Genomic DNA, 22369 nt, shown 5'->3' on the forward strand with positions numbered 1-22369 from the left:
AGGACCGGTGGCGCCCGTCGCGGATGGTCGGGCGGTCTGCCGGCCGGCCGCGGCTGGCCTGCCTCATCGAAAACTGCGACCGGAGCGAGGCGACAGGAGCGGGATGGATCTTCAGCTGGCGGGCAAGGTGGTGCTGGTGACCGGCGGCTCGAACGGGCTGGGAGCCGCCCTGGTGCGGACGCTGGCCGCCGAGGGGGCGCGGGTGGCCTTCTGCGGGCGCGACGAGACGCGGCTGCGGGAGGTCGCCGGGCAGGCGCAGGCCGGCGGTGGCGAGGTTCTCGCCGTACCTGCCGATGTGACCAGCATCACTGACCTCGAACGTTTCGTCGCCACCGCCGTCGACCGCTGGAACGCCGTCGACGCCCTGGTGAACAACGCCGGCGCCAGCGCGGGCGGTACGTTCGAGAACCAGACCGACGAGGTCTGGAACGCCGATCTGGAGCTGAAGCTGCACGCGGCGATCCGGGCCTCCCGGCTGGTGTTGCCGTACCTGCGGCGCGCGGGCGGTGGCGGCATCGTGAACTCACTGTCCGTGGCGGCCAGAGCCCCCAGCGCCGGTTCCACCCCGACCTCCGTCACCCGGGCCGCGGGCCTCGCGCTCACCAAGGCCCTGTCCAAGGAGCTCGGCCCGGACCGGATCCGGGTCAACGCGGTGCTGATCGGCCTGGTGGAGAGCGGGCAGTGGGATCGGGCGGCGGCCCGAGAGAACATCACGGTCGACGAGCTGTACGAACGGATGGGGCGGACCTCCGGAATCCCGCTCGGTCGGGTGGGCCGGGCCCAGGAGTTCGCCGATCTGGTCGCGTTCCTGCTCTCCGCGCGGGCCGCCTACATCACGGGTGCGACGATCAACCTCGATGGCGGCCTCAGCCCGGTAGCCTGACGGCAGACGGCCGGCCGATCAACCGGCGCGCGGGGTTTCGACCGGGTCCACCGCCGGGTCCGCCGCCGGTGTGGTTGCCGGTGTGGTTGCCGTCCCGACATCGGGAATCGACGGTGTCGCGCAGGCGTCGCGGCGATGTATTCCTTCGGCCTGGTCTGGTCCGTACCGTGGGTGCGGTGTCCCGGAAACCGCCGCCAGCACGTTGGCATCTCGCCGTGCCGGGTGTCGTCGCGCTGACACTGGTCATTGTCGTCCAGCTGGTGCACGGTTTCGCGGGCTCGTCCGGCGTCTCCGGCAGCGTCTCTGACAAGGCAGTGCCGCGACGTTTCGCTGCCGGCTCGGGAATATCGACCGCGGGCTCCTCCTGCGTCTCACCGCGGCCGGCGGTCCCGCTGCTCTCGGGGGCACATTCCCTGGTTCTGGGTGGAGTCCGTCGCTACTACCGGTTGACACTGCCGGTGGGTCACGACGGGCGTCACGCCTATCCGTTGATCTTCGACTTCCACGGTTTCAAGGCCGATAAGGAGTTGGAAGAGCAGCGTTCCCGCATGGGCGCCCTGGGCGGCGACCGCGGTTTCATCGTGGTGACCCCGGACGCGTTGGGGACACCACGACGCTGGAACACCCTCGGGGAGCCGGGTAAGGCGGATGACTTTGGTTTCGTGAATGCTCTGCTGGATGATCTGGATGCGCGGTTCTGCCTGGACGACCGTGCTGTCTACGCCGCCGGGCATTCCAACGGTGCCGAGTTCGCCGCCGCGCTGGTGTGCAGATCCGGTCGATTCGCGGCCGTGGCGATGGTCTCCTCGACGTTCGAGGTCCGCTGCCCGCCCGGACGTACCCCGGCGACCATGGCCGTGCACGGCACCGCCGATCCGTCCGTGCCCTATGCGGGTGGCGCGGTGGCGGGCGGACCCGCGCACATCTCGCCGGCTCCGGCGGTGATCCGCGCATACGCCGACCGTTACGGCTGCAATCCGACGCCGGTGCTGACCGAGCCCAGAGGCGAAGTGATCATCCTGCGGTACGTCGACTGCCTCGGGGGTGCCGAGGTTCGGCTCGACACGGTGACCGGGGGCACGCATCTGTGGCCGGCCAGCCCGGAGGCCCGCCGGGACCGGTCCGACTCGGCCGCCGGCCGGTCCTTCGACGCCACCGGCGCGATCCTGGACTTCTTCACCGTGCACCACATGGATCATTCACCCGTCATGCCGCCGCGGGTAGCCCTGGTGAGCAACTCGCCCCGCCGTGGGCCGGACCTTCGTAGGCTGGCGGGGTGACCGATCGCCTGTACTTCCGTCAACTGTTGTCCGGCCGCGACTTCGCCGTCGGCGATCCGGTCGGTACCCAGATGGTCAACTTCGTCTACCTCGTGGGTGACCGCGAGACCGGCGAGGCCTTGGTCGTCGATCCCGCCTACAAGGTCGACGACCTGCTCAACCTGCTGGCCGCCGACGGTATGCGGCTCACCGGCGCGCTCGTCACCCACTACCACGCCGATCACATCGGTGGAAACGCGTTCGGCCTGGAGATCGAGGGTGTCCGCCAGTTGCTCGGCCGGCAGAACGTCCCGATTCACGTGAACCGGGCCGAGGCGGAGTGGGTACGGCGGGCGACCGAGGTCTCCGCGGCCGATCTGGTCGAGCATGACGACGACGATGTGGTGACGGTCGGGGAGATCCCCGTGCGGCTGCTGCACACCCCCGGCCACACCCCCGGCAGCCAGTGTTTCCTCGTCGACGATCGGCTCGTTGCCGGAGACACCCTGTTCCTCGAGGGCTGCGGCCGGATGGACCTGCCCGGCGGCGACGCGGGACTGATGTACGACAGCCTGCGTCGGTTGGCCGCGTTGCCGGACACCACCACCGTCTTCCCCGGCCACCAGTACTCTCCGCAGGCGTCGGAGGACCTTGCGGTGGTCAAGCGGATGAACCACGTCTTCCGGCCGACGAGCGCCCAGCAGTGGAAGGCGATGCTGGGCCTGTCCTGAATCCCGCGGTCGACCGGGTCGCCGCCGGGAAGACCCTCGTGTTTGCGGAACCGCATGGTCGACAAGGCGAGGAGCCCCGTATGACAGCCCCGGTCCGTGCCGCCGTCCTGCAGCTCGGCTGTCCCGACGAGGAGAACGCGGCGGACCGGGTGCGCAGGGTGCTGGGGGAGATCCGGCAGACCCAGGCGGACCTGGTCGTCCTCCCCGAACTATGGGTCACCGGCTATTTTCACTTCGATCGGTACGAGGCGGAGGCGGAGGCGTTGACCGGGCCGACGGTCACCGCCCTGCGGGAGGCCGCCCGGGAACGCGGATGCCACCTGGTGGCCGGCAGCATCGTGGAACGGTCCGCCGACGGACGGCTTTTCAACACGACCGTGTTGATCGGTCCGGACGGGATGATCCGGCATGCGTACCGCAAGGTGCACCTGTTCGGCTACGGCTCCGCGGAGGCCCGGTTGCTGACGCCGGGTGCCACGGTCGGAACCGTCCCCACCGAACTCGGCATCGTCGGGCTGGCGACCTGTTACGACCTCCGGTTTCCCGAGCTGTTCCGGCTGCTGGCCGAGGGCGGTGCCGAGATCGTGGTGGTGGTATCGGCCTGGCCGTTGGCCAGGCTGGACCACTGGCGCGTGCTCACCCGGACCCGGGCCATCGAGAACCAGGTGTATCTCGTCGCCTGCAACGCCGCGGGCCGCCAGGCGGGCCGGGAGATGGCCGGGGCGAGCGTCGTCGTCGATCCGTGGGGAGAGGTGCTCGCCGAGGCCGGCCCGCGGCCCACCACGGTGCGCGCGGAGCTGGACCCGTCCCGACCGGCCGCCGTTCGTGCCGAGTTCCCGGTGCTCACGCATCGCCGGCTCGGGGTCGACCACCAGAACCGGCTTGACCCCGCGCATCTGCTCGACCTGGCCGGGCGTGGCAAGGCCTTTCTTGACTTCTGGCGAGAGCGGCACCTGTGCAGCCTGACCACCGTCCGGCCGGATGGCAGCCCGCACGTGGTCGCCGTCGGCGCGACACTTGATCCGGCGGCGGGCATCGCCCGGGTGATCACATCGGCCCGGTCCCGCAAGGCCCGTCTGATCGCGGCGGGACCGGCCCACGGCACCCCCGTCGGGCTCTGCCAGATCGACGGCCGACGCTGGTCGACGCTGGAGGGACTGGCCGTGCTCCGGGATGATCCGGCGAGTGTGGCCGACGCCGAGTTCCGCTATGCGCAGCGTTACCGCGCGCCGCGGGCCAATCCCCGGCGTGTCGTCGTGGAGGTGCGGATCACCCGCGTGCTCGGCAGCGTCTGACCCTCAGGACTCGATCGCCGCGGTGATGCCGACCAGCAGCCATTCCAGCCCGTCGGCGAAGTCCTCCTGCGCGTCGTCACCCATGATCGTCATGTTGCCCGGACCCAACTGCGCGAGGAAGGGATAGTCGCCGGTGGCGATCAGGCCGCGGAGGTAGGTGGTCAGCTCGACCTTGTCGACGTCGGTCCGGGAGTGGAGGTCCCGCGCCCGCAGTTCGGCGAGAACGTGCCCGATCGTGTACGTGTCGACCGCGCGCAGAATCGCGATCTTCCGGCGAGGTGGCACGGGCAGCCTGGCGACCGCTGCGGCCGACTGCTCGGCGTGGCGCAGCGCGTTCGGTCCGTAGTGCGGCCGTCCGGCGAACGTGGTCAGCATCCAGGGATGGCGCAGGCAGCTGGCCCGGGTCTGATGGGAGATGGCACGCAGGGCGTCGCGCCAGTCGGCGGGCAGCGGGTCGGGGACGAGGATCTCGGCAGCGATCCGGTCGCTCATCAGATCGAGAAGATCGTCTTTGCGGGCGATGTGGGAGTACAGGCTCATCGGCCGGACGCCGAGAACTGCCGCGACCCGGCGGATAGAGACGGCGTCGAGTCCTTCCGTGTCGGCCAGGGTGATCGCCGCGTCGACGATGGCCTCCCGGCTCAGCCGGGGCTTCTGGCGCGCTACGGGCCGGGTCCACAACAGGCCCTTCATCGGGCTGTCGCATTCCTCGACGTGCGGCGGCGCCGTCGGGGGAGCGGTCGGTAGCGCCGTCGGGGGAGCGGTCGGTAGCGCCGTCGGGGGAGCGGCCGGGCGGGCGGGAGACGGGGCGAAGCCGGTCGCAGCCGCGGGCTTCAGGCGACGTTGGGGCGTGTGCGGCCCGCCCGGGTCGCCCGACCCGGCGGTTGTGACGGGCCCGTCCGGGTCGGTGCGGGAGATCAACTCCGGGGCGGGCGCGGCGGGTGGGCCGGCCGGAGTCGACGGGACGTTCCATGCTCCCCTCGATCCGCACATACAGCGAGGTTACGTGGTCAGCGAGATTACACGGTCGGGTCCGGCGGCTACACCGTACGGACAAAGGTACGGCGTAGCGAAAGCGATACGGTGTATCGTCGGCGGGGTGCGGCTCGACCAGGACTATTCCCGGGCGCCTGGTCCGACTCGCCCCAGTTCGCGGCGGATGATCCTGCTCGGGTCGTACGGAGGTTGTGATGGCAGCGCAGACCCAGGCGCCCGCCGCGGCGGGCGGGGGCATGACGGGCGGTAGCGGAGATCGGCTCGATCCGGCGCTGATCCGTCTCGCCGGGATCGTCCTCGTCGGTGCGGTCGTGGTGCAGCTCGATGCGACGATCACCTCCGTGGCGATCAACACCCTCGCCCGATCCTTCAACGTCGGAATCTCGACAATCCAGTGGGTGAGTACCGGTTACCTGCTCGCGCTCGCCATGGTGATCCCGGTGACCGGCTGGTCAGCCGAGCGGTTCGGCGCCAAGCGGATGTGGCTGCTGTCGCTGGTCCTGTTCCTCGTCGGCTCGGCGCTGTGTGGGGCGGCATGGTCGGCCGGCAGTCTCATCGCCTTCCGGATCGTGCAGGGCCTCGGCGGCGGCCTGCTTCTGCCTCTGATGCAGACGATCATCGCGCAGGCGGCCGGGCCGGAACGGCTGGGCCGCCTGATGGCGGCGGTGGGGGTGCCCGCGCTGGTCACTCCCGTGCTCGGGCCGGTCATCGGCGGGCTGATCGTCGACGATCTCGACTGGCGTTGGATCTTTTTCATCAACGTGCCGGTCTGCCTGATCGGGCTGGTCCTGGCCTGGCTGGGGATGCCGGATGTGCGGACTCCCGGGCGGCATCGCTTCGACGCTCTCGGGTTCGCGTTGCTGTCCCCGGGGCTGGCCGCGATCGTCTACGGCTTCTCCGTGGCCGGCCGGCAGGGTGACTTCACGGGTGTGCGGGTGATCGTGCCGCTGGCCCTCGGCGCGGCCCTGCTCGTTCTGTTCACGGTGCATGCCCTGCGGACCGCCGTCGAACCGATCATCGACCTGCGGCTGTTCCGGTCCCGGGCCTTCGCCGGTTCATCGGGGATGATGTTCCTGTTCGGGATCTCGCTGTTCGGGGCGATGTTCCTGCTGCCCCTGTACGAGCAGCAGGCCCGTGGCCGCAGCGCCGCCGCCGCCGGCCTGCTCCTCGCCCCGCAGGGGTTGGGGATGATGATCGCCCTGATTGTGCTGGGCCGGGTGGCGGACCGGCGCAGCCCGCGGTTGTTCGTTCTGGTCGGCCTTCTGCTCAGCGCGCTGGGATCGGTTGCGTATACACAGGTCGCCGCCGACACCAGCGAGGTGCTGCTCGGGGTCTCCCTGACGGTCCGCGGCATCGGGCTGGCCATGGCGCTCATCCCGGTGATGTCCTCTGCCTACCACGGGCTGCGCCGGGAGGAGATTCCGCGCGCCACCTCCGCGGGGCGGATCTTCCAGCAGATCGGCGGCTCACTCGGGACGGCCATCCTCGCCGTGGTGCTGTCCCACCAGATCACCGGCCGACCCGCCGGGACCGGACCCGCCGATCCGGTGGCGCTGGCCGGCGCCTTCGGTACGGCGTTCTGGTGGACCCTCGGGTCCACGGTCCTCGCCGCACCGTTCGCCTTTCTGCTGCCGGGACGGCCAGCCGGCGCGGAGCAGCCCGCCCCGTCAGGCCCGCCGGTCGAGCTCCCGCGGCCGGCCGGGGCCGTCCCCACCCGTCGCCGGTCGGGCGACCACGGGGAGCTGAAGAGCCATGAAACTTCTCCCGGCCGCCGCGCCGCCGTCTCAGGGGCCGAGGGGAACCGCCACGATGGTCGGGAGTACCGGGTCCCCGCTCCCCGTGGCGGCCGAGGCGGTGGCCAGTGGCGCGGATGACGCCGGCAGGCCCGGCCGCGTGGACAGGGGAGCCGCCCCGGCGCGGCGCATCGCTCGCCGGCCCCGAGGAGTCTTTCCCCAAGGCTTCGCGATGGACAGCACCGTCGCCGTGATGAACAGGACGTTCATCACACTGGCGCCGAGGATGATCGCGACGGTCGGAGCCGCGTAGGCGACCTCCCCCCCATCCGTCGCATGTCCGGCCCGCACGACCAACGGGCGCATCATGGAGCTGCCGAGTATCACGGCAACGACGGTGATGACGAGTTTTGTCGCCACCCACCAGTGCCGCAGCAGTCCCCACCTCGTCTTTACCGAGATCACCACCCCGGTGGTCAGGGCGAGTAGAGCGAGCGGGATATTGAGGACCCGGTCAACGACGTGCATGAGCTCATATGCGGAGTGCCGAAGACCGGCATCGGCCGCTGCGGTCGAAGCCAGGACGAGCTGCGCGAACGCCACGCCATTCCAGCCGACACTCACCAGCACATGCACTGCCAACAGGGCGGTGCGCATTGGTTTACGCAGGTAGCGGTACCGCTCGCGCATGGTGGGTCCGGCCGCCGAGGCGCCGGCCGTCGGGGCCACGGCAGGTACGGGATTCCCGGAATCGGCTGTCTGCGCAGGATCGACCGTCGGCTCCGGATCGCGCGGTGACGCCGGGTTTGCCGGTGCCGCCGGACCGGCAGGCGTCGCGCTGGCGGCCGGGTCGGTGCCGGCAGCTGGGTCCGTGCTGTCCGCGGTCTCGAGCGGCGTCGAACCGGCCGCGGTGGGCACCGGTCCGGCGGGGGATGCGGTCATGCGGACGTCTCGGGCAGATTCATCGTCCGATTCTCTCCGTCACTGGATCATCAAGTGAGACGATTGTCAGGCGTCCTGGGCTGGCTCTCCGAGTAGCGGATCGAAATAGTACAGCCAATCGGTTGGCCCGGTCTGGCATAGGTGACCAGAAGCTACTTCCACAATTTAAATGCAACCACACCCGGACCGCGTTCGGATCATGGTATAGAAAGATTGATCATCGGCGGTGTGGGCTTCCCTGCGCCGCCACCTTCACGTCTGGTCGATCGACGGCTCGACCCGTGCGCAATCCACACGCACGGGACCGGTCCACTCCACGGCGGCCCGCGGAGGGCGGGCTGCGGCAGGTGACCTCGGTGGGGAGCGGGCCGGTCAGGCTGGTGGGATCCGAATCCCTGACCCGGGTCAGGGATTCGGGGTGGGACCGTCCGGTTCGGTCTGCTCGGCGAGGAAACGCTCCAAGGCATCGCCGAGTTCGTCGGCGGTCGGCAGCGGCTGGACGTCGTCCGCGGCCGGCAGGCTCGGCCCGCGCCGTCCGCGCTGGTAGGCGTCGTACTGCTCTTCCAGGGCGCTGACCAGCGCGGCGGCCTCACCGCCCCTGGCGATCTGGCTGTCGACCTCGTCCTGGATGGCAACCGCGGCGGAGCGCAGCCCGTCCAGCGGGAGCAGGAGCCCGGTCGCCTTCGACACCGAGGTCAGCAGGACCTCGGTGGCCGCCGGATAGGTCGTCTGCGCCAGGTAGTGCGGGACGTGAGCGGCGAAACCCATCGCATCCCGGCCTTCCCGCCCGAGCTCGAATTCCAGCAGGTGGCCGGCGCTGCCGGGGACCTGTAGCCGGCGCAGCCAGGGCTCGTACCCCACGATGAGGTCCTTACGGGTCGCGTGCGCGCTCACCACCAACGGGCGGGTGTGCGGCACCGCCATCGGAATCGCGTTCAGCCCGACCGTCAGACGGACGCCGAGCCGGGCCACGAGGCCTCGCAGCGCCACCGTGAACCGCTTCCACTGCAGATCTGGCTCAGGCCCGGCCAACAGCAGGAACGGAGTGCCTGCCTCGTCCCGCAACAGGTACAGCGCGAGGACGGGATCCTCGTAGCTCTCCCAGCGATCCTCGGAGAAGACCATGGTCGGCCGGCGGGACCGGTAGTCGAGCAACTGGTCGATGTCGAAGGTGGCGAGTAGCCGGTGGTCGAGCGCGGTCATCAGGTGCTCGCCGGCCAGGCTGACCGCGCTGCCAGCGTCAACCACCCCGGTCATCGCCTCCAGCATGACGGGACGGCCGAGATCGATCGAACCGCCGGCCAGGTCCTCGGCAAGATCGTAAAGTGCATCGGGATCAAGCACGGGTTGAGGTCCTCCTTACGCCACGGGTCGCGTCCGTCGTCAGGAAGAAGCGTGGCGCGCGCCTCCTCATTCCACCGGCTTATTCCACGGGCCTGTCGCGGCCCGGGGATGCCAGCGAGCCTCGTCACACAGGTGATGCGACAATTTTACCGGTAAGGAGCGATTCGCCGGTGGGTGGTGACGGGCTGTTATCTCAACCCCGCTAGGCTGCCAGGAACGCTCCAGGGCCGGATCTGCCGTGGTGGCCAGGCCCAGCGGCCTAAGGTGGCCTGACCCGACTGAGCAGGAACCCGACTGGACGAATCGGCGTGGTGTGTCCGGTCGTCATGCACATCCGCGCGGCGGAAGGTGGCACGGGATGATCGAAGCGCAGGGATTCACGGCCTCACCGGGGCATCCCGACCTCGGACGGCCTGGTAGCGGTCTGGACGTCGTCGACGTGCGCCGGATTGAGGCCGTGTGCGCGCCGCTGCGCGCGTTGCGCACCGAGGGTCTCCTCGCCGGCCTGTTCGACGGCCTTGACGAGGCGGCGGCCCTCGTCGATCTGGTGGCACGGTACTGCGTCTTGGACCACGCGGCGCTGCTGATCGCCGTGGACGACTTCGAGGCCGCGCTCGCGGCGTTGCCCGCTCTCGGCGTGCGGCCGAGCGCGCTGGTGCCCAGCGTCATCGTGAAGGCCCGGCTGGCCGAGCGCTACGCGGTGCGCGCGGAGCTGCTCGACGTGCGTCTCACCCACGCCGCGCTGCGGTCCGATGCGGGCGCGGACCGCACGTTGGAGATCTTCATGCTCCGGCGGACACCTGGACTACCGGCCGGGCTCATCGAGCAGGAACGCGTGTTCGAGCTCGAGCGGCACTTCGCGATGCGGTTGCCGGACCCAAATCCGATCATCATCGAGGGACTGCGCTGGGTGTTGCGGACCCGGGCCGAGTTCCACTGGGACGGTGGCGGCTACAACCCGCATGACCGGCCGGCTGCCGGAGGTACGAGCGTGCTGTACTTTCTGCGTCTCGCGCCGGACGGCAAGGGAGGTGTCTGTCGCGAGCGGCTGGAAATCAAGTTCTTCGGCGATTTCTCCGCCATCGCGGACACACATCTCGCCCCGTGCGCCGACGGCGCGCGCTCGTGGGAGGTGCCGCCCGGTGCGCCGCACGCATGGTCAACCCGCCCACGTGGGGTGTGATCAGCACGCCGGGCGCCCGCTACAGCGGTGACCCCACTGGAGGACGAGCACGACTCAGGCCCCCCACCTCCTCAGGCCCCGAGGAGCAGCGCCCAGACCACCAGGCTCACGAACGACAGCGGAACCCCGACTCCCACCAGCAGGCTCGGCAACGGTGTCGCGAGTTCGTGACGGGCGGCGATGAGTGCGCCGGCGACCATCGGGGGCATCGCCACCTCGAAGAGGGCCACCCGCACGTCGTGATCTCCGACGCTCCCCGTCAGCGCGTAGATCCCCACCACGAGCGCGGGCGCGGCGACCAGCTTGACGCCGAGGCCGAGGGCCAGCTCCCGCCACCACACCCGGACCGCACGCACCTGGAGTTGCAGACCGATGGAGAACAGGGCGAGCGGGGTGAGGGTGCCACCGAGCGACCCCAGCGCGGCGTTCAGCCAGCCCGGGAAGGTCACCGGCCGCAGGACGAGCGCGGCCACCAAGGCGATCAGCGCCGGAGCGGTGAGGACTCGACGGGCGAGCTCGGCGCGGGAAAGCGATGCGCCGGCACTGATCGTGACCGTCCCGAGGACCACCGTGTTTAGCAGTAGGAAGGAACCGAGCTGATCCACGAGCACGGCAACCGGGACCGACGACGCGCCGAAGAAGGCGGTCACCATCGGGATGCCGACGAAGCTCGTGTTCGCCACCGCGGTCGTGGCGATCAGGGCGACGACGACCTCCCGCGGCATCCGCAACGCTCGTCCGGCCAGCACGTAGCCGGCCGTCGTCAGGACGAAGAGCAGGTAGGGCGCGGCGATGACGAGCGCGAGGTTCGGCGGGAAGACGATGCCGTGCATGGCGCGCAGCGTCAGAGCGGGCAGAGCCACGTCCAGCAGCCAGAGGTTGATCACGTGGGCGGTGTCCGCAGGCAGTCGTCCGCGGTGCCGGACCCCGATGCCCGCCACCAGGCCGACCAAGAGCACGATCAGTGCGGACATTCGGCCATCGTGGCAGCCGGAGTTCCCGGAAGGCGCCGGGATGCGCCGGGCGTGGGACAGGCCACGTGGCCGGCCTGGGGCGGGGACCGGCGCGCGGATGGATCATGGCCGGTGGTTCCGGCGGCGCCGGTGCCATCGCAGGAGCCGGGGCAGCAGGATGTTGGCGGCGAACAGCACGGCGGCGAGGACGTAGTTGCCCGCACCCAGACGTTCCTGGCCGGGCAGGGGAAGCAGCGTATACGTGATCAGAACAACGGTGGACAGCAACAGAGTGCCGACCATCACCCCGCCGATCCAGGGGGGCGAGTCGGTCATCGAACGGGACCGCCGGCCCGCGGGCGACGGCGTCACGCCACCTGTTTGCACGGGTCCTGCTCCTCGATGTGACCGGCGTTCTGTTGTCACCGTATATGACACGTGGCAGGCTCACTGTCCAGTTATCGTGCGCCGTCAGGGGTTTTCGCCCCGCGGTGGCGGTCGGCGCCGGTCGGCGGTCCGGCCGGCAAATCGGAGGTACCGATGGCGGCACCTGTCCTCACCGCGCCCGGCGGCCTCGCCTGGCGGGACGGCAAGCGGTACATGTGGCTCACCGCGATCATCGTTCCGTTGCTGGCCATCGTGGGATACGGCCTGTGGCATCGGACGGGTGTCGAGCTGCACTGGTGGATCACCCCGCTCTTCGTCTTCGTCCTGGTTCCGCTGCTCGACATGACCACACCGCCGGATCCGGTCAATCCACCGGAGGAGATCCGGGCCGCGCTGGAGGCCGACCGTTACTACCGCCGGTGCACGTATCTCTACCCGCCGCTGGCGGGCGTCGGCCTGCTGCTGGGCGCCTCGGCCTGGACGAACGGCGACCTGTCGTGGTCCGCCCGGATCGGCGTGGTGGTGTCGGTCGGCACCGTGACCGGGGTGGGCATCACCACCGCGCACGAGCTCGGCCACAAGCGGGGGATTTTCGAGCGCTGGTTGGCGAGGTTGATGCTGGCGCCGGCCGCGTACGGTCACTTCTCCGTAGAGCACAACCGGGGCCATCACGTGCGGGTAGCGACGGCGGCGGACCCGGCGAGCGCCCGGTTGGGGGAGAGCTTCTGGCGGTTCTGGCCGCGGACCGTCGTCGGCAGCCTGCGTTCCGCCTGGTCGCTGGAGGCCGCCCGGCTACGGTTGCGCGGCCGACGGGTCTGGTCGGTGCGCAACGAGGTCGTGCTTGGCTGGTTGCTCACCGCGGTGTTGTTCCTGGCGCTGGCCGTCGAGTTCGGGCCGGCTGTACTCGTCTTCCTCGTCGCCCAGGCGGCCTTCGGGTTCACCTTGTTGGAGGGGGTCAACTACATCGAGCACTACGGCCTGGCCCGGGAGCTGACTCCGAGCGGGCGTTATGAGAAGGTCGACCCCCGGCACAGCTGGAACAGCGACGCCGTGATCAGCAATCTGGCGCTTTACCAGTTGCAGCGACACAGCGACCACCACGCCAACCCGACCCGGCGCTACCAGGCACTGCGGTCCTTCGAGGCCTCTCCCCAGCTACCGGCGGGGTACGCCACGCTCCTGCTCGCGGCGTATCTCCCGCCGGTGTGGTTTCGGGTGATGGACGACCGCGTCGTCGAGCATTACGGCGGGGACGTCAGCCGGGCGAACCTGCACCCCGCGCGCCGGGCCGCTTTGCTGACCCGGTACCGGTCGCCGTCCGGGCCGCCGCCGTCCGGTACCGAGGTCGACGGGTCTCCGTCCCGGGGCGGTGTTCGTGGGTGAGCACTTCCTTGAATAACGCACGGTAACAGCGCAGAGCCGTCCGCGAGATCGTCGGTCGGCAAGGATTCCGGCGGGGATGATCTGTCAGCTCTGGCCGGATTCCTCGGAGGTGCTCTGCTCGGCGGCGTCCTGATCGGCCGGCCGATCAGGAGCCGAGCCACCGAGATGCGCGGGCAGCCACCAGTCCGGCTCGCCCGGCGCGGGTCGCGGGTAGCGGCGCTGCGCGTCGTCGAGCAGCTCGTTCATCACCTTCTCCAGCAGCGCCGTGCCGTCGCGGCCCTTACCCAGTTCCGTGGGCTGGACGGGCCTGCCCACCGTGATCGAGACGCGGACACCGATCGCGTCCCGCAGTCTGAAGGGCCGCCCCTTGGTGAAAATGCGCTGGCTGCCCCAGAGGATCACCGGGATCACCGGCACCTTCGTGTGAGCGGCCATCCGGGCCGCCCCGGTCTTGAATGTCGCCAGACAGTAACTCGGACTGATTGTCGCCTCGGGGAAGACGCCCACGAGTTCCCCGGCGCGCAGTGCGTCGAGGGCGTGGCGCAGAGACGCTGCGCCGGCCTCCCGGTCGACCGGGATGTGGTGCATGCCGCGCATGAGCGGCCCGCTGATCCGGTGGTCGAAGACGGCCTTCTTGGCCATGAACCGGACCAGCCGACGCTCCGCGATCCAGAACGGCAGACCCGCGAGCGCGAAGTCCAGGTACGAGACGTGATTGATCAGGACGATGCCGCCACCCGATGCCGGGATGTTCTCCGTGCCCTGGATGTCGAGACGCAGGCGCAGTGCGCCGAAAAGTCCCCGCACCATGCTGACCACCGGCCGGTAGACGTACTCCGCCACGACGGGCCACTCCTCGATGTTCCTCGCGGTCTCCCCGGTGTGCCGAATGCGACACGACCTTACCCCCACCCCCTGACACCGGTCGTCGTGGATGTCCGGCGATACCGCGGTCCGGTTTCACCGGAAGGCAACGTCGCGTGGGGTGAGGGCAGGATCGATGATGTTCGTATCAGGCGTCTGTGGAGGAGCGGGACCAACCGCGCGGATGAGGGAGAGACGACGGAAATGGAGATTCTGCGCCGGAGCATTGCGGCGCAGCCGGCGGCGCCGCAGTGGGTGCTCGTCGTTGCCGCGATTCTGGCGGCCCTGACGGTACTCAGCGACCGCCTATGGCCGATATCCAGACATGTGATAACAATTGCACACGAAGGCGGCCATGCCCTGGCCGCGGTCGCGACGGGGCGCCGCCTGGCCGGCGTTCGGCTGCATTCGGACACCTCCGGAGTAACCGTGTCCTCCGGACGGCCGACCGGTGCGGGTGTCGTCGTGACCGTCGCCGCCGGCTACACGACACCGTCTCTGCTCGGTCTCGGAGCCGCGGGCCTGCTGGCCACCGGCCGGACGAGTCTGCTGCTGCAGCTGTGCGTGGCGCTGCTGCTGGCGATGCTGGTCGTGATCCGCAACGGTTTCGGGGCCCTGTCCGTGCTGGGGAGTACCGCGGGAATCCTGGCGGTCTCCTGGTTCGCGCCGCAGACCGTGCGCGCCGGATTCGCCGCGTACATCGCGTGCTTCCTGCTGCTGGGCGCGATCCGCCCGGTGATCGAGGTGCAGCGGGGGCGCCGTCGGCGCCGGGCCGGGGATTCCGACCCGGATCAGCTCGCGCGGTTGACCGGACTGCCCCCGACGCTCTGGGTCGGGTTCTTCGGCCTGGTCAACCTCGGTGCATTGGCCGGTGGCCTCGCCACGCTGTTCGGGTGACCTTCGCGTTCGGGTGACCTCCGCGCGGAACCTGGAACTGTCGGACCCGGGTGCCACACTGGCGCCATGTGCGGTCGGTACACCCAGAAGCTGAAGACCGACGACCTCGCCGCGGCGATGTCCGCTCGCGACGAGACTGCCGGCGGGGTGGCGGAGAACTACAACGTGGCGCCCACCTCGGCGATGCCGATCGTCATCGCCGAGCCGCGTGAGCTCCCGGACGGCGCTCTTCGGGGTGAGGCGCACCTCCCTCCGGCCGGCCGGCACCCGGCCGGGAAGCCGCCGGCTGCCGCCCGGACCGAGCGGGTCCTTCGCCTCGCGACCTGGGGGTTGGTGCCGTCCTGGGCCAAGGAGCGGACGATCGGGGCAAAGATGATCAATGCGCGGTCGGAGACGGCGGCGACCAAGCCGGCGTTCCGATCGGCCTTCGCCGCACGGCGCTGCCTCGTCCCGGCGACCGGTTTCTACGAGTGGTTTCATCCGGGTGGTGGCTCGCGGCGGGGGCAACCCTTCTACATCCGTCCCGCGGGCCATCCCGCGACCGGCGGGATCTTCGCGTTCGCGGGTCTCTACGAGGTCTGGCGCCGGGGTGAGGCCCCGCTGGTGACCTTCACGATCCTCACGACCGGGGCCGCCGCGGGGCTGGAGTTCCTGCACGACCGCTCGCCGGTGATCCTGCCCGAGGCCGCCTGGGATCGCTGGATGGATCCCTCGGTCCGCGATCCCGCCGCGTTCGCCTCGCTGCTGCGGCCGGCTCCGGCCGGGGTGGTCGCGGCGCATCCGGTCGCGGCCGAGGTGGGCAGTGTCCGGAACAAGGGTCGTCATCTCATCGATCCCGTCGAGATCGATCCGGTGGTCGCCGCGGCCGTCGCGCAGGCGGGCGGGCGGACGGCTCTCGCGGTGGACCCGGAGCGGTCCGGTGGTTCCGTCGGCGGTGGTACCGGTCCGTCCACGCGGGCGGGCGGCACCGTCGATCTGTCGTCGTTCGGCATCGACCCGGTCCATGACCCCGTCCATGACCCGGTCGATACCCCCGTCAATGCCCCGGGCAAAGGCACCGCCGCGGGGCCGGGAGGCGGGTGACTCGGCGGGCGCGCTCGGCAATCGCGGGTTGATCCGCCGGAAATCCGGAGAACGGATGGTCGCCGGAGGTCAGGAGTGACCGTGCGGGCGAAGCGCGAGCCCGAGCGCGATCTCGGTGACACCGGTGACGATCAGTTGGATTCCGAAGATCACCGCTAGTACCATGATCGTCGTTCCCGGCCAGGTCAGCGCCAGCACGCCGAGGACGACACTGAGCGCGGCCAAGGCGAGCGGACCGGCGATGCCGCGGCCGGTCCCACGCGAGGATCTGCTCGCCCAGGTCACCAGGGCCCGGACGACCCCGGTGATGATCAGTATCGCGCCGACGAGCAGTGCGACGACTCGGAGGGTGACTCCCGGCCACAGCAGCACGATGACGCCGCCGAGCGCAAGCATGATCCCGAACAGGGCGGTCCCCGCAGTGTTCTCCGACCGGACCGCGGCGATCGTCTCGCTGATACCGGAGAGCACGAGTGCCACCCCGGCGAGGACCGCCAGCGTGCGGGCTGTCGCGAAGGGGTTCGTGATCAGCAGAAGTCCCAGCACGGTGACCGCCGCACCGAGCAGGAGCAACGCCGGCCACAGCGCGCTGGGGGCTTGCTGACGTCGGTGCTGCCGGTAGATCGTGGCCATCGAGGCACCTCCCCGGGTCGGGGCTCCGCCCGGATACGCGCGGGCCGCTCTCGCCAGAAGGTCTCTACCCGGTTCCGGCGAGTCGCTACCGCGACTCACTCTCCCGGCCGACCGCCACGTCGTGATCAGCTGTCGGAGATGCTGATCGCCTCGGTCGGGCAGGAGTCAACAGCCTCTTGGATGTCGTCCCACCTGGCGTCGTCGGGTTCCTCGTCGAGGAGGTAGAGGAAGCCGTCGTCGCGGATCTCGAACACGTTCGGGACGAGACGGACACAGGTTCCGCTGCTCGCGCAGCGGTCGTAGTCGACAGTCACGCGCATCGGCGCACCTCCCAGTGGTGCTCCCACAATCAGTGTCGAGCGGACCTTACCGCCGAGCCCGTGGCTGCGACAGAACCGGGACCCCGGCAGGCCACTGGGCGGGGGCTGTGGACGACGGGCGGCTGTCCACAGGACGGCGGCGAGCGGAGCGGGAGCCGCCGTGATCGATCTACGGTCCAGCCATGGTCGAATCCACCCCTGGTCCCGGGTACCCGCTGTCGGCCCCGTCGCCGCGTTTCCCCGTCCACGCATTTCCGCCTGAAACGTCCGTTTCGTCGCGATGGCCATCGCTGGACCTGCTGCCGTCGGACGACGCCACCGTGCCGCTGCGTCCGCCGGACCCCCCAGCGGACGGCTCAGCTGGTGGATCCCGCCGCGTTCGTGACGCCACGTTCACCGAGGACGAGCAGGAGATCGGTGGCGACGAGTCCGACCTGTTCGGGATTCGCGAGGGCGTGTTCCTTGATGAGGACCGGGCCGCCGGCGGATGGGTCGCGGACGAGCTCGCGGCGGAAGGGGCCGATCTTGGCCGGCTGGTCGCCGGCCGAACGGATCGGCGCCGTCCGGTCCACTCCCGTCTGGTCCACCCCCGTGCGGGGCGCGAGATGGACGATGGCGAGGACGAGGGCGGCCGGGGACCTGATCGCGGGCCATCGGCCGGCCGGCCGGCGCCGGGAGTTCCACGGGGCGATCTGGTCGGCGTCATCCGCAGGCGGCTTCCGGCTACGCTGCATGGCATCGTGGTGGCGCCGGCCGCCCGGGCCGCCCTCGTTCTCGCGTTGGTCGCCCTCGCTGCCGCGCTCATGACCGCCTGGTTCTCCTGGCAGCACCGCCCGGTGCCGCTCGCCTCCTCCGAGGTCGATACCCCCCGGACGGGGGAGTCGGCGGCGGCTGGCAACGCCCGGTCGGACCACTCGGACCACGGGGCCACCTCCGCCACGGATACGAGCGTGACTTCGGCACCGACGGCCAGGGCCGCCCGCACCGGGGCGAGCGGCGAGGTGGTGGTCGACGTCGCCGGCCGGGTGGCCCGGCCGGGGGTCGTCCGGCTCCCGGCGGGCGCGCGCGTGGTGGATGCGATCGAACGCGCCGGGGGAGTGCTCCCGGGCACCGACACGACCGGCCTCGCCCTGGCCCGGTTGCTGGTCGACGGAGAACAGGTCCTCGTCGACGGCAAGCCCGGCCCGGCGCGGCCCGGAACGGCGGCCGGGCAACCTGCGGGTACTGGCCTCGGGTCCGCCGGTTCCACCGCGGCGACCGGTCCGATCGACCTGAATGCCGCGACCGCCGAGGAGCTTGACGGTCTGCCCGGGGTGGGGCCTGTGCTGGCTCGCCGCATCGTCGAGTGGCGCACGGCGCACGGGCCCTTCCGGTCGCCCGAGCAGCTGGCGGAGGTGACCGGAGTCGGCGACAAGCGGCTGGCCGATCTGCTGCCATTGCTGAAGGTTTGACGTTCCAGTGGTCGACGTCGGGATGGAGACCGGACTCGCGCTGCCGGAACGGCCGTCCGGGGCTTCCCGTCCCATGGACGCCCGGCTGGTGGGCCCGGCGGTCATGGCCTGGGCTGGCGCGGTGGGTGCCGGCACCTGGCCGCCGTCCGTTCCGTTGCTGGGCGCCGCCGGTGCGGTGCTCGTCGCGGCTCCGATGTTCCTGCTGCTCCAGGTCCGTCCGCGGGGTGGTCGGCCGACTTGCCCGGGACCGGGCGGCGCTCGGGCCGAGGCGGCTACGGGCGCGTCTCGTCCGTCGCAGCCGCAGCCGCAGCCGCAGCCGCAGCCGCGCAGCGCGCCGCTCACCCGGGGCGTTGGGCGGTGCTCCGGCGGCACTGTCGTCGTGCTCACGGCCCTCGTCTTCCTGGCCGCCGGGTTTCTCGCGGGTGGACTGGCGGCTCGTCCGCGTGACAGCGGCCCGCTCGCCGATCTGGTCCGGCATGGCCGTCCGGTCACCGCCGAGGTCGTCGTCACCGACGATCCCCGCGCCACCTCCTCGTCCACCGCGGTCCGGACGGGAACCGGGCCCGGAGCCGGAGAGGGAAGAGGAGAGGGCGGCGGCGCCGATCGCGTGACCTTCGTGATCTCCGTCCGGGCGGAACGCCTTACCGCGTCACCGGCGGATCTGCGGGTCCGGGCCCCGATGGTCCTGCTCGCGCGGGGTGGCGGCTGGGGTGCTCTGCTGCCCAGCCAGCACCTGGTCGTCTCCGGCAGGCTCGCCGAACCCCGGGTCGGTGACACCGTGGCCGCCGTCCTGTTCGCCGACGGCCCACCGCGGACCCGCGGCGGACCCGCAATGATCCAACGAATCGCCGGGGGGCTGCGGGCCGGGCTGCGTCGAGCCGCTGGGGGACTGCCTGAACCGCGTCGCGGGCTGCTGCCCGGCCTCGTGGTCGGCGACGTCTCCGGGCTCGACGATGCGGTGCGCGCGGACTTCCGCGCCGCCGGAATGTCCCATCTAACGGCCGTGTCCGGTAGCAACGTCGCCATCGTGACGGCCTCGGCGCTCTACCTCATGGGATGGACCGGGCGTGGGTCACGGTCGCGCGCCGCGGTGGGAGCCCTCGCTCTCGTCGGGTTCGTCGTGCTCGCCCGGCCCTCGGCCAGCGTGCTGCGTGCCGGGGCGATGGGTCTGGTCGGCCTGCTCGGGCTCGCCGTTGGCCGTCCCAGGGCGGTGCTGCCCTCCCTGGCGGCGAGCGTGATCATCCTGATCCTGGCGGATCCCGCGCTCGCCCTCTCGGTCGGCTTCGCGCTGTCCGTCCTCGCCACGGCCGGAATGATCGTTCTCGCGCCGGGCTGGCGGGACGCGCTCGCTCGCCGGCTGCCGGCGCGAATCGCCGAGGTGCTCTCCGTCGCGGCCGCCGCCCAGCTGGCGTGCACCCCGGTGTTGGCCTGGACCGGCGGGGGGCTGAGCCTCGTGGCGGTGCCCGCGAACGTCCTGGCCGTGCCCGCCGTCGCACCGGCGACCGTGCTGGGAGTACTGACGCTGGTCGTGGCGGCGGTGTCGCCGTCAGCAGCCGGGCTGCTCGCGCACCTCGCCGATCTGCCGTGCTGGTGGCTGGTGACGGTCGCCGGCCGGTGCGCCGATCTTCCTGCCGCGACGCTGCCGTGGCCCACGGGGGTGATGGGAGCGGGCGTGGCCGCCGGTGTCGCCTGGCTCGTGGTGGCGACGCTGCGGCGGCGGGTGCCGCGGCGACTGGTCGCTGCGGCCCTGGTCGGCCTGCTCCTGGCGCGATGCGCCGTCGCCGGGCGGCTGGCGCCGTGGCCGCCGCCCGGCTGGCGCCTGGTCGCCTGCGACGTCGGTCAGGGCGACGCCCTCGTGCTGTCGGCGGGACCGGGCACCGCGGTGCTGGTCGACGCCGGCCCCGATCCGGCCCTGCTGACCCGCTGCCTCTCCGACCTCGGCGTGCGACGGATACCGGTGGTCATTCTCAGCCACTTCCACGCCGATCACGTCGAGGGGCTGCCGGCCGTGCTCGGCCGGCTTCCGGTGGGGGAGGTACTCGGCAGTCCGCTGGGGGAACCCGTTCTCCAGTGGCACCGGGTCCAACAGTGGACCCGGCGGGCCGGTGTGCCGCTGCGGACGGCCGTCATCGGCTCCCGGGCACAGGTGGGGGCGGTCTCTTGGACGGTCCTGGCTCCGCGCACCGTGTTGCACGGCACCGAGAGCGATCCCAACAACGCGAGCCTGGTGCTCTCCGCACGGGTGGGGGAGGTGACCATCCTGCTCACCGGGGATGTGGAGCCGCCGGCCCAGCGGGTGTTGACCGGCAGCCCGGAGGATCGGACGGCGCTACGAGCCGACGTGCTCAAGGTGCCCCATCACGGCGCCGCTGATCAGGACGCCACCTTCCTCGCGGCGACCGGGGCCCGATTCGCCCTGATCAGCGTCGGCACCGGGAACAGCTATGGTCATCCCGCGCCGTCCACCTTGCGGACGCTGCGCCGGTCCGGCATGGCCGTCGCCCGGACCGACCGCGACGGCGCGGTGGCGGTGGTCGCCACGGCGGCACCCGCCGGGTCCGCCGAGTCCGGGTCGCTGGCGGGAGCCGCCTCCGGGTCGGGGGCGGGAGTCCGCGTCTCGGTGGTGCTCCGCCGGCCCGGGGGCGGATCGTGACATGCTCACCTGCGTGTCCTCCTCCGCACTGCCGCCGCTCGTGCTCGTCACCGGCGACGAGGATCTACTCGTCGGTCGAGCGGTGCGCGGGGTTCTCGACGCGGCTCGGGCCCGTGATCCCGATGTCGAGATCGTCGACCGGCCGGCCGGTGAGCTCAGCGAGGCCGATCTGATCGACCTCGGCGCCACCTCGATGTTCGGAGGTGGCCGGGTGATGGTCGTCCGCGGCGCGCAGGACCTCGCCGAGGATCTGCGTGACGCGTTGTTGGAGTACATCGCTCGTCCGCTCGACGACGTCGTGCTCGTCGTCGTCCACAGCGGCGTGGTGAAGAACCGCAAACTCGCGGACGTGCTGAAGACCGCGGGCGCGCGGGTCGTGCCGGCAGCGAAGATCACCAAGCCGCGGGAGCGTCACGATTTCGTCGTCGCCGAGGTGCGGCATCTCGGCGGCCGGGTCAGCGACGGCGCGGTGCGCGCCCTGCTCGACGCGGTCGGTGGTGATCTGCGTGAGCTCGCCGCCGTTTGCGATCAACTCGTGGCCGACACCGACGGGCTGATCGACGAGGCCGCGGTGGCCCGTTTCCACCGGGGCCGGGCCGAGGCCAGCGGGTTCGCCGTCGCGGACGCGATCATCGGCGGCGACCTGCCGCAGGCGTTGACGCTGCTGCGTCAGTCCCTGGAGGGGGGTACCGCGGCCGTACTGGTCTCCAGCGCCGTTGCCGGTGGTCTGCGTGACCTCGCCCGGGTGGCGTCCGCGGGTCCCGGCTCGAAGTGGGATCTCGCCCGAGCCCTGGGTATGCCGGACTGGAAGGTCGAGAAGGCGCAGCGCTCCGCCCGAGCATGGTCGGACCGGGGTCTCGGCCAGGCCCTGCGGGCGGCCGCCGAGGCCGACGCCGGCGTCAAGGGCGCTGCGGTTGACGCCGGTTACGCCTTGGAGAAACTGTTGCGCGAGGTCGCCGTGGCCAGGTTGGTCGGGCGGGCCCGGGCGGCCGGGAGCCGTGGATGACCGACGGTCCGGGGACGGCTGACGGTCCGGGGACGGCTGACGGTCCGGGAGCCGGTGCCGGCATCGTCGTGGCTCCTCAGCCGGCAGCCGACCCCGAGGCCCCGCCGCCGGGCGGCTGGTTCGGCCTGCGGGTGCTACCGGCGGGCTGGATGCGGGGGCTGCTCATGATCGTGACTGGGCTGGTCACGGTGGTGATCGCACTCGGTGATCTCGCGAGCGCCTGGGTGGTCGGTGTCCTCCCGCTGACCGTCGGCGCGATGGTTGCCTATCACGAAGTGCTTGAGCGGCTGATCCAGCCGGACGAGGTCTCGGCGGAACCGGCTCCACAGCAGCCCGGAGCCCGTTCCACGCCGTGCGGCGGGCTCTGACCGGG

At 71.1% G+C, this 22369-nt stretch carries 22 protein-coding genes; 13 read left to right on the forward strand and 9 right to left on the reverse strand.

What is annotated here, in order from left to right; all coding sequences use genetic code 11:
• Positions 1 to 103 precede the first annotated feature (103 nt).
• From BMG523DRAFT_RS07590 to BMG523DRAFT_RS27280, 4 genes are all read left to right on the forward strand, one after another.
• Complete coding sequence (locus BMG523DRAFT_RS07590) at positions 104 to 883, forward strand: SDR family oxidoreductase (RefSeq protein ID WP_011435683.1); 780 nt, start codon at positions 104 to 106, stop codon at positions 881 to 883.
• Between the two features lie 215 nt (positions 884 to 1098).
• Positions 1099 to 2163 (forward strand): PHB depolymerase family esterase, encoded by a 1065-nt coding sequence (locus BMG523DRAFT_RS07595; protein ID WP_023840551.1) that lies wholly within the window; start codon positions 1099 to 1101, stop codon positions 2161 to 2163.
• Complete coding sequence (locus tag BMG523DRAFT_RS07600) at positions 2160 to 2873, forward strand: MBL fold metallo-hydrolase (protein ID WP_011435685.1); 714 nt, start codon at positions 2160 to 2162, stop codon at positions 2871 to 2873. Before BMG523DRAFT_RS07595 ends, BMG523DRAFT_RS07600 begins: the two co-directional genes overlap by 4 nt.
• A gap of 80 nt (positions 2874 to 2953) precedes the next feature.
• Positions 2954 to 4168: a nitrilase-related carbon-nitrogen hydrolase gene (locus tag BMG523DRAFT_RS27280; protein ID WP_011435686.1), complete on the forward strand. Its 1215-nt coding sequence runs from the start codon at positions 2954 to 2956 to the stop codon at positions 4166 to 4168.
• Positions 4169 to 4171: 3 nt separating this feature from the next.
• On the opposite strand, the gene BMG523DRAFT_RS07610 is transcribed toward BMG523DRAFT_RS27280, so the two are convergent.
• Positions 4172 to 4861, reverse strand: coding sequence for a TetR/AcrR family transcriptional regulator (locus tag BMG523DRAFT_RS07610; protein WP_011435687.1), 690 nt, complete (start codon positions 4859 to 4861; stop codon positions 4172 to 4174).
• 497 nt (positions 4862 to 5358) lie between these two features.
• Here BMG523DRAFT_RS07610 and BMG523DRAFT_RS07615 point away from each other — a divergent pair, with 497 nt between their 5' ends.
• On the forward strand, positions 5359 to 7038 hold the full coding sequence (locus tag BMG523DRAFT_RS07615; protein WP_011435688.1) for a DHA2 family efflux MFS transporter permease subunit: 1680 nt from the start codon (positions 5359 to 5361) through the stop codon (positions 7036 to 7038).
• Here BMG523DRAFT_RS07615 and BMG523DRAFT_RS07620 read toward each other — a convergent pair.
• A complete protein-coding gene (locus BMG523DRAFT_RS07620) occupies positions 6949 to 7839 on the reverse strand; it encodes a hypothetical protein (protein ID WP_023840553.1) in 891 nt (296 codons plus the stop codon). The two genes, BMG523DRAFT_RS07615 and BMG523DRAFT_RS07620, sit on opposite strands and share 90 nt — an antisense overlap.
• A 405-nt stretch (positions 7840 to 8244) precedes the next feature.
• Entirely contained in the window at positions 8245 to 9183 is a 939-nt protein-coding gene (locus BMG523DRAFT_RS07625; RefSeq protein ID WP_011435691.1) for a proteasome assembly chaperone family protein, read from the reverse strand.
• 358 nt (positions 9184 to 9541) lie between these two features.
• Between BMG523DRAFT_RS07625 and BMG523DRAFT_RS07630 the strand changes: the two genes are divergently transcribed.
• Positions 9542 to 10366, forward strand: a complete 825-nt coding sequence (locus tag BMG523DRAFT_RS07630) for a hypothetical protein (RefSeq protein ID WP_011435692.1) — start codon at positions 9542 to 9544, stop codon at positions 10364 to 10366.
• A gap of 71 nt (positions 10367 to 10437) precedes the next feature.
• On the opposite strand, the gene BMG523DRAFT_RS07635 is transcribed toward BMG523DRAFT_RS07630, so the two are convergent.
• Positions 10438 to 11340: an AEC family transporter gene (locus BMG523DRAFT_RS07635; RefSeq protein WP_011435693.1), complete on the reverse strand. Its 903-nt coding sequence runs from the start codon at positions 11338 to 11340 to the stop codon at positions 10438 to 10440.
• A 102-nt stretch (positions 11341 to 11442) separates the two neighbouring features.
• The gene (locus BMG523DRAFT_RS07640; RefSeq protein WP_049760855.1) at positions 11443 to 11655 is read right to left on the reverse strand and encodes a hypothetical protein; all 213 of its coding nucleotides are present in this window, start codon (positions 11653 to 11655) and stop codon (positions 11443 to 11445) included.
• A gap of 204 nt (positions 11656 to 11859) precedes the next feature.
• Between BMG523DRAFT_RS07640 and BMG523DRAFT_RS07645 the strand changes: the two genes are divergently transcribed.
• Positions 11860 to 13089 (forward strand): alkane 1-monooxygenase, encoded by a 1230-nt coding sequence (locus BMG523DRAFT_RS07645; RefSeq protein ID WP_011435695.1) that lies wholly within the window; start codon positions 11860 to 11862, stop codon positions 13087 to 13089.
• Positions 13090 to 13173: 84 nt separating this feature from the next.
• On the opposite strand, the gene BMG523DRAFT_RS07650 is transcribed toward BMG523DRAFT_RS07645, so the two are convergent.
• The gene (locus tag BMG523DRAFT_RS07650; RefSeq protein WP_023840554.1) at positions 13174 to 13932 is read right to left on the reverse strand and encodes a 1-acyl-sn-glycerol-3-phosphate acyltransferase; all 759 of its coding nucleotides are present in this window, start codon (positions 13930 to 13932) and stop codon (positions 13174 to 13176) included.
• Positions 13933 to 14157: 225 nt separating this feature from the next.
• Between BMG523DRAFT_RS07650 and BMG523DRAFT_RS07655 the strand changes: the two genes are divergently transcribed.
• Together BMG523DRAFT_RS07655 and BMG523DRAFT_RS07660 are read left to right on the forward strand one after the other, a co-directional pair.
• Positions 14158 to 14850, forward strand: coding sequence for a M50 family metallopeptidase (locus BMG523DRAFT_RS07655; RefSeq protein WP_011435697.1), 693 nt, complete (start codon positions 14158 to 14160; stop codon positions 14848 to 14850).
• A gap of 66 nt (positions 14851 to 14916) precedes the next feature.
• Positions 14917 to 15933, forward strand: a complete 1017-nt coding sequence (locus tag BMG523DRAFT_RS07660; protein WP_011435698.1) for an SOS response-associated peptidase — start codon at positions 14917 to 14919, stop codon at positions 15931 to 15933.
• Between the two features lie 69 nt (positions 15934 to 16002).
• Here the strand turns inward: BMG523DRAFT_RS07660 and BMG523DRAFT_RS07665 are convergent, their stop codons facing one another.
• The 3 genes from BMG523DRAFT_RS07665 to BMG523DRAFT_RS26335 all read right to left on the reverse strand — a co-directional run bounded on the left by BMG523DRAFT_RS07665 (position 16003) and on the right by BMG523DRAFT_RS26335 (position 17620).
• Positions 16003 to 16566: an HdeD family acid-resistance protein gene (locus BMG523DRAFT_RS07665; protein WP_011435699.1), complete on the reverse strand. Its 564-nt coding sequence runs from the start codon at positions 16564 to 16566 to the stop codon at positions 16003 to 16005.
• A gap of 125 nt (positions 16567 to 16691) precedes the next feature.
• Positions 16692 to 16886, reverse strand: coding sequence for a ferredoxin (locus BMG523DRAFT_RS07670; protein WP_011435700.1), 195 nt, complete (start codon positions 16884 to 16886; stop codon positions 16692 to 16694).
• Positions 16887 to 17242: 356 nt separating this feature from the next.
• A complete protein-coding gene (locus BMG523DRAFT_RS26335; RefSeq protein WP_035730063.1) occupies positions 17243 to 17620 on the reverse strand; it encodes a hypothetical protein in 378 nt (125 codons plus the stop codon).
• A 6-nt stretch (positions 17621 to 17626) separates the two neighbouring features.
• On the opposite strand from BMG523DRAFT_RS26335, the gene BMG523DRAFT_RS07680 reads away from it, so the two are divergent.
• The 4 genes from BMG523DRAFT_RS07680 to BMG523DRAFT_RS07695 are packed head-to-tail and all read left to right on the forward strand — an operon-like array spanning position 17627 to position 22364.
• Positions 17627 to 18337 (forward strand): ComEA family DNA-binding protein, encoded by a 711-nt coding sequence (locus tag BMG523DRAFT_RS07680; protein ID WP_051569444.1) that lies wholly within the window; start codon positions 17627 to 17629, stop codon positions 18335 to 18337.
• A 7-nt stretch (positions 18338 to 18344) separates the two neighbouring features.
• On the forward strand, positions 18345 to 20990 hold the full coding sequence (locus BMG523DRAFT_RS07685; RefSeq protein ID WP_235462940.1) for a ComEC/Rec2 family competence protein: 2646 nt from the start codon (positions 18345 to 18347) through the stop codon (positions 20988 to 20990).
• 1 nt (position 20991) lies between these two features.
• Entirely contained in the window at positions 20992 to 21996 is a 1005-nt protein-coding gene (gene holA, locus BMG523DRAFT_RS07690) for a DNA polymerase III subunit delta (protein WP_011435703.1), read from the forward strand.
• Complete coding sequence (locus BMG523DRAFT_RS07695) at positions 21993 to 22364, forward strand: hypothetical protein (RefSeq protein ID WP_043590749.1); 372 nt, start codon at positions 21993 to 21995, stop codon at positions 22362 to 22364. The genes holA and BMG523DRAFT_RS07695 overlap by 4 nt, the downstream gene beginning before the upstream one ends.
• Positions 22365 to 22369: the final 5 nt, after the last annotated feature.

Origin of the sequence: Frankia sp. BMG5.23 (genome assembly GCF_000685765.2) — a bacterium.
GTDB lineage: Bacteria > Actinomycetota > Actinomycetes > Frankiales > Frankiaceae > Frankia > Frankia casuarinae.

Coding starts and splice junctions, on each gene's coding strand:
- holA (WP_011435703.1), top strand. CDS start 20,992: ATGCTCACCTGCGTGTCCTCCTCCGCACTGCCGCCGCTCGTGCTCGTC.
- BMG523DRAFT_RS07655 (WP_011435697.1), top strand. CDS start 14,158: ATGGAGATTCTGCGCCGGAGCATTGCGGCGCAGCCGGCGGCGCCGCAG.
- BMG523DRAFT_RS07635 (WP_011435693.1), bottom strand. CDS start 11,340: ATGTCCGCACTGATCGTGCTCTTGGTCGGCCTGGTGGCGGGCATCGGG.
- BMG523DRAFT_RS26335 (WP_035730063.1), bottom strand. CDS start 17,620: ATGCAGCGTAGCCGGAAGCCGCCTGCGGATGACGCCGACCAGATCGCC.
- BMG523DRAFT_RS07645 (WP_011435695.1), top strand. CDS start 11,860: ATGGCGGCACCTGTCCTCACCGCGCCCGGCGGCCTCGCCTGGCGGGAC.
- BMG523DRAFT_RS07590 (WP_011435683.1), top strand. CDS start 104: ATGGATCTTCAGCTGGCGGGCAAGGTGGTGCTGGTGACCGGCGGCTCG.
- BMG523DRAFT_RS27280 (WP_011435686.1), top strand. CDS start 2,954: ATGACAGCCCCGGTCCGTGCCGCCGTCCTGCAGCTCGGCTGTCCCGAC.
- BMG523DRAFT_RS07660 (WP_011435698.1), top strand. CDS start 14,917: ATGTGCGGTCGGTACACCCAGAAGCTGAAGACCGACGACCTCGCCGCG.
- BMG523DRAFT_RS07620 (WP_023840553.1), bottom strand. CDS start 7,839: ATGACCGCATCCCCCGCCGGACCGGTGCCCACCGCGGCCGGTTCGACG.
- BMG523DRAFT_RS07610 (WP_011435687.1), bottom strand. CDS start 4,861: ATGAAGGGCCTGTTGTGGACCCGGCCCGTAGCGCGCCAGAAGCCCCGG.
- BMG523DRAFT_RS07670 (WP_011435700.1), bottom strand. CDS start 16,886: ATGCGCGTGACTGTCGACTACGACCGCTGCGCGAGCAGCGGAACCTGT.
- BMG523DRAFT_RS07695 (WP_043590749.1), top strand. CDS start 21,993: ATGACCGACGGTCCGGGGACGGCTGACGGTCCGGGGACGGCTGACGGT.
- BMG523DRAFT_RS07665 (WP_011435699.1), bottom strand. CDS start 16,566: ATGGCCACGATCTACCGGCAGCACCGACGTCAGCAAGCCCCCAGCGCG.
- BMG523DRAFT_RS07615 (WP_011435688.1), top strand. CDS start 5,359: ATGGCAGCGCAGACCCAGGCGCCCGCCGCGGCGGGCGGGGGCATGACG.
- BMG523DRAFT_RS07640 (WP_049760855.1), bottom strand. CDS start 11,655: ATGACCGACTCGCCCCCCTGGATCGGCGGGGTGATGGTCGGCACTCTG.
- BMG523DRAFT_RS07630 (WP_011435692.1), top strand. CDS start 9,542: ATGATCGAAGCGCAGGGATTCACGGCCTCACCGGGGCATCCCGACCTC.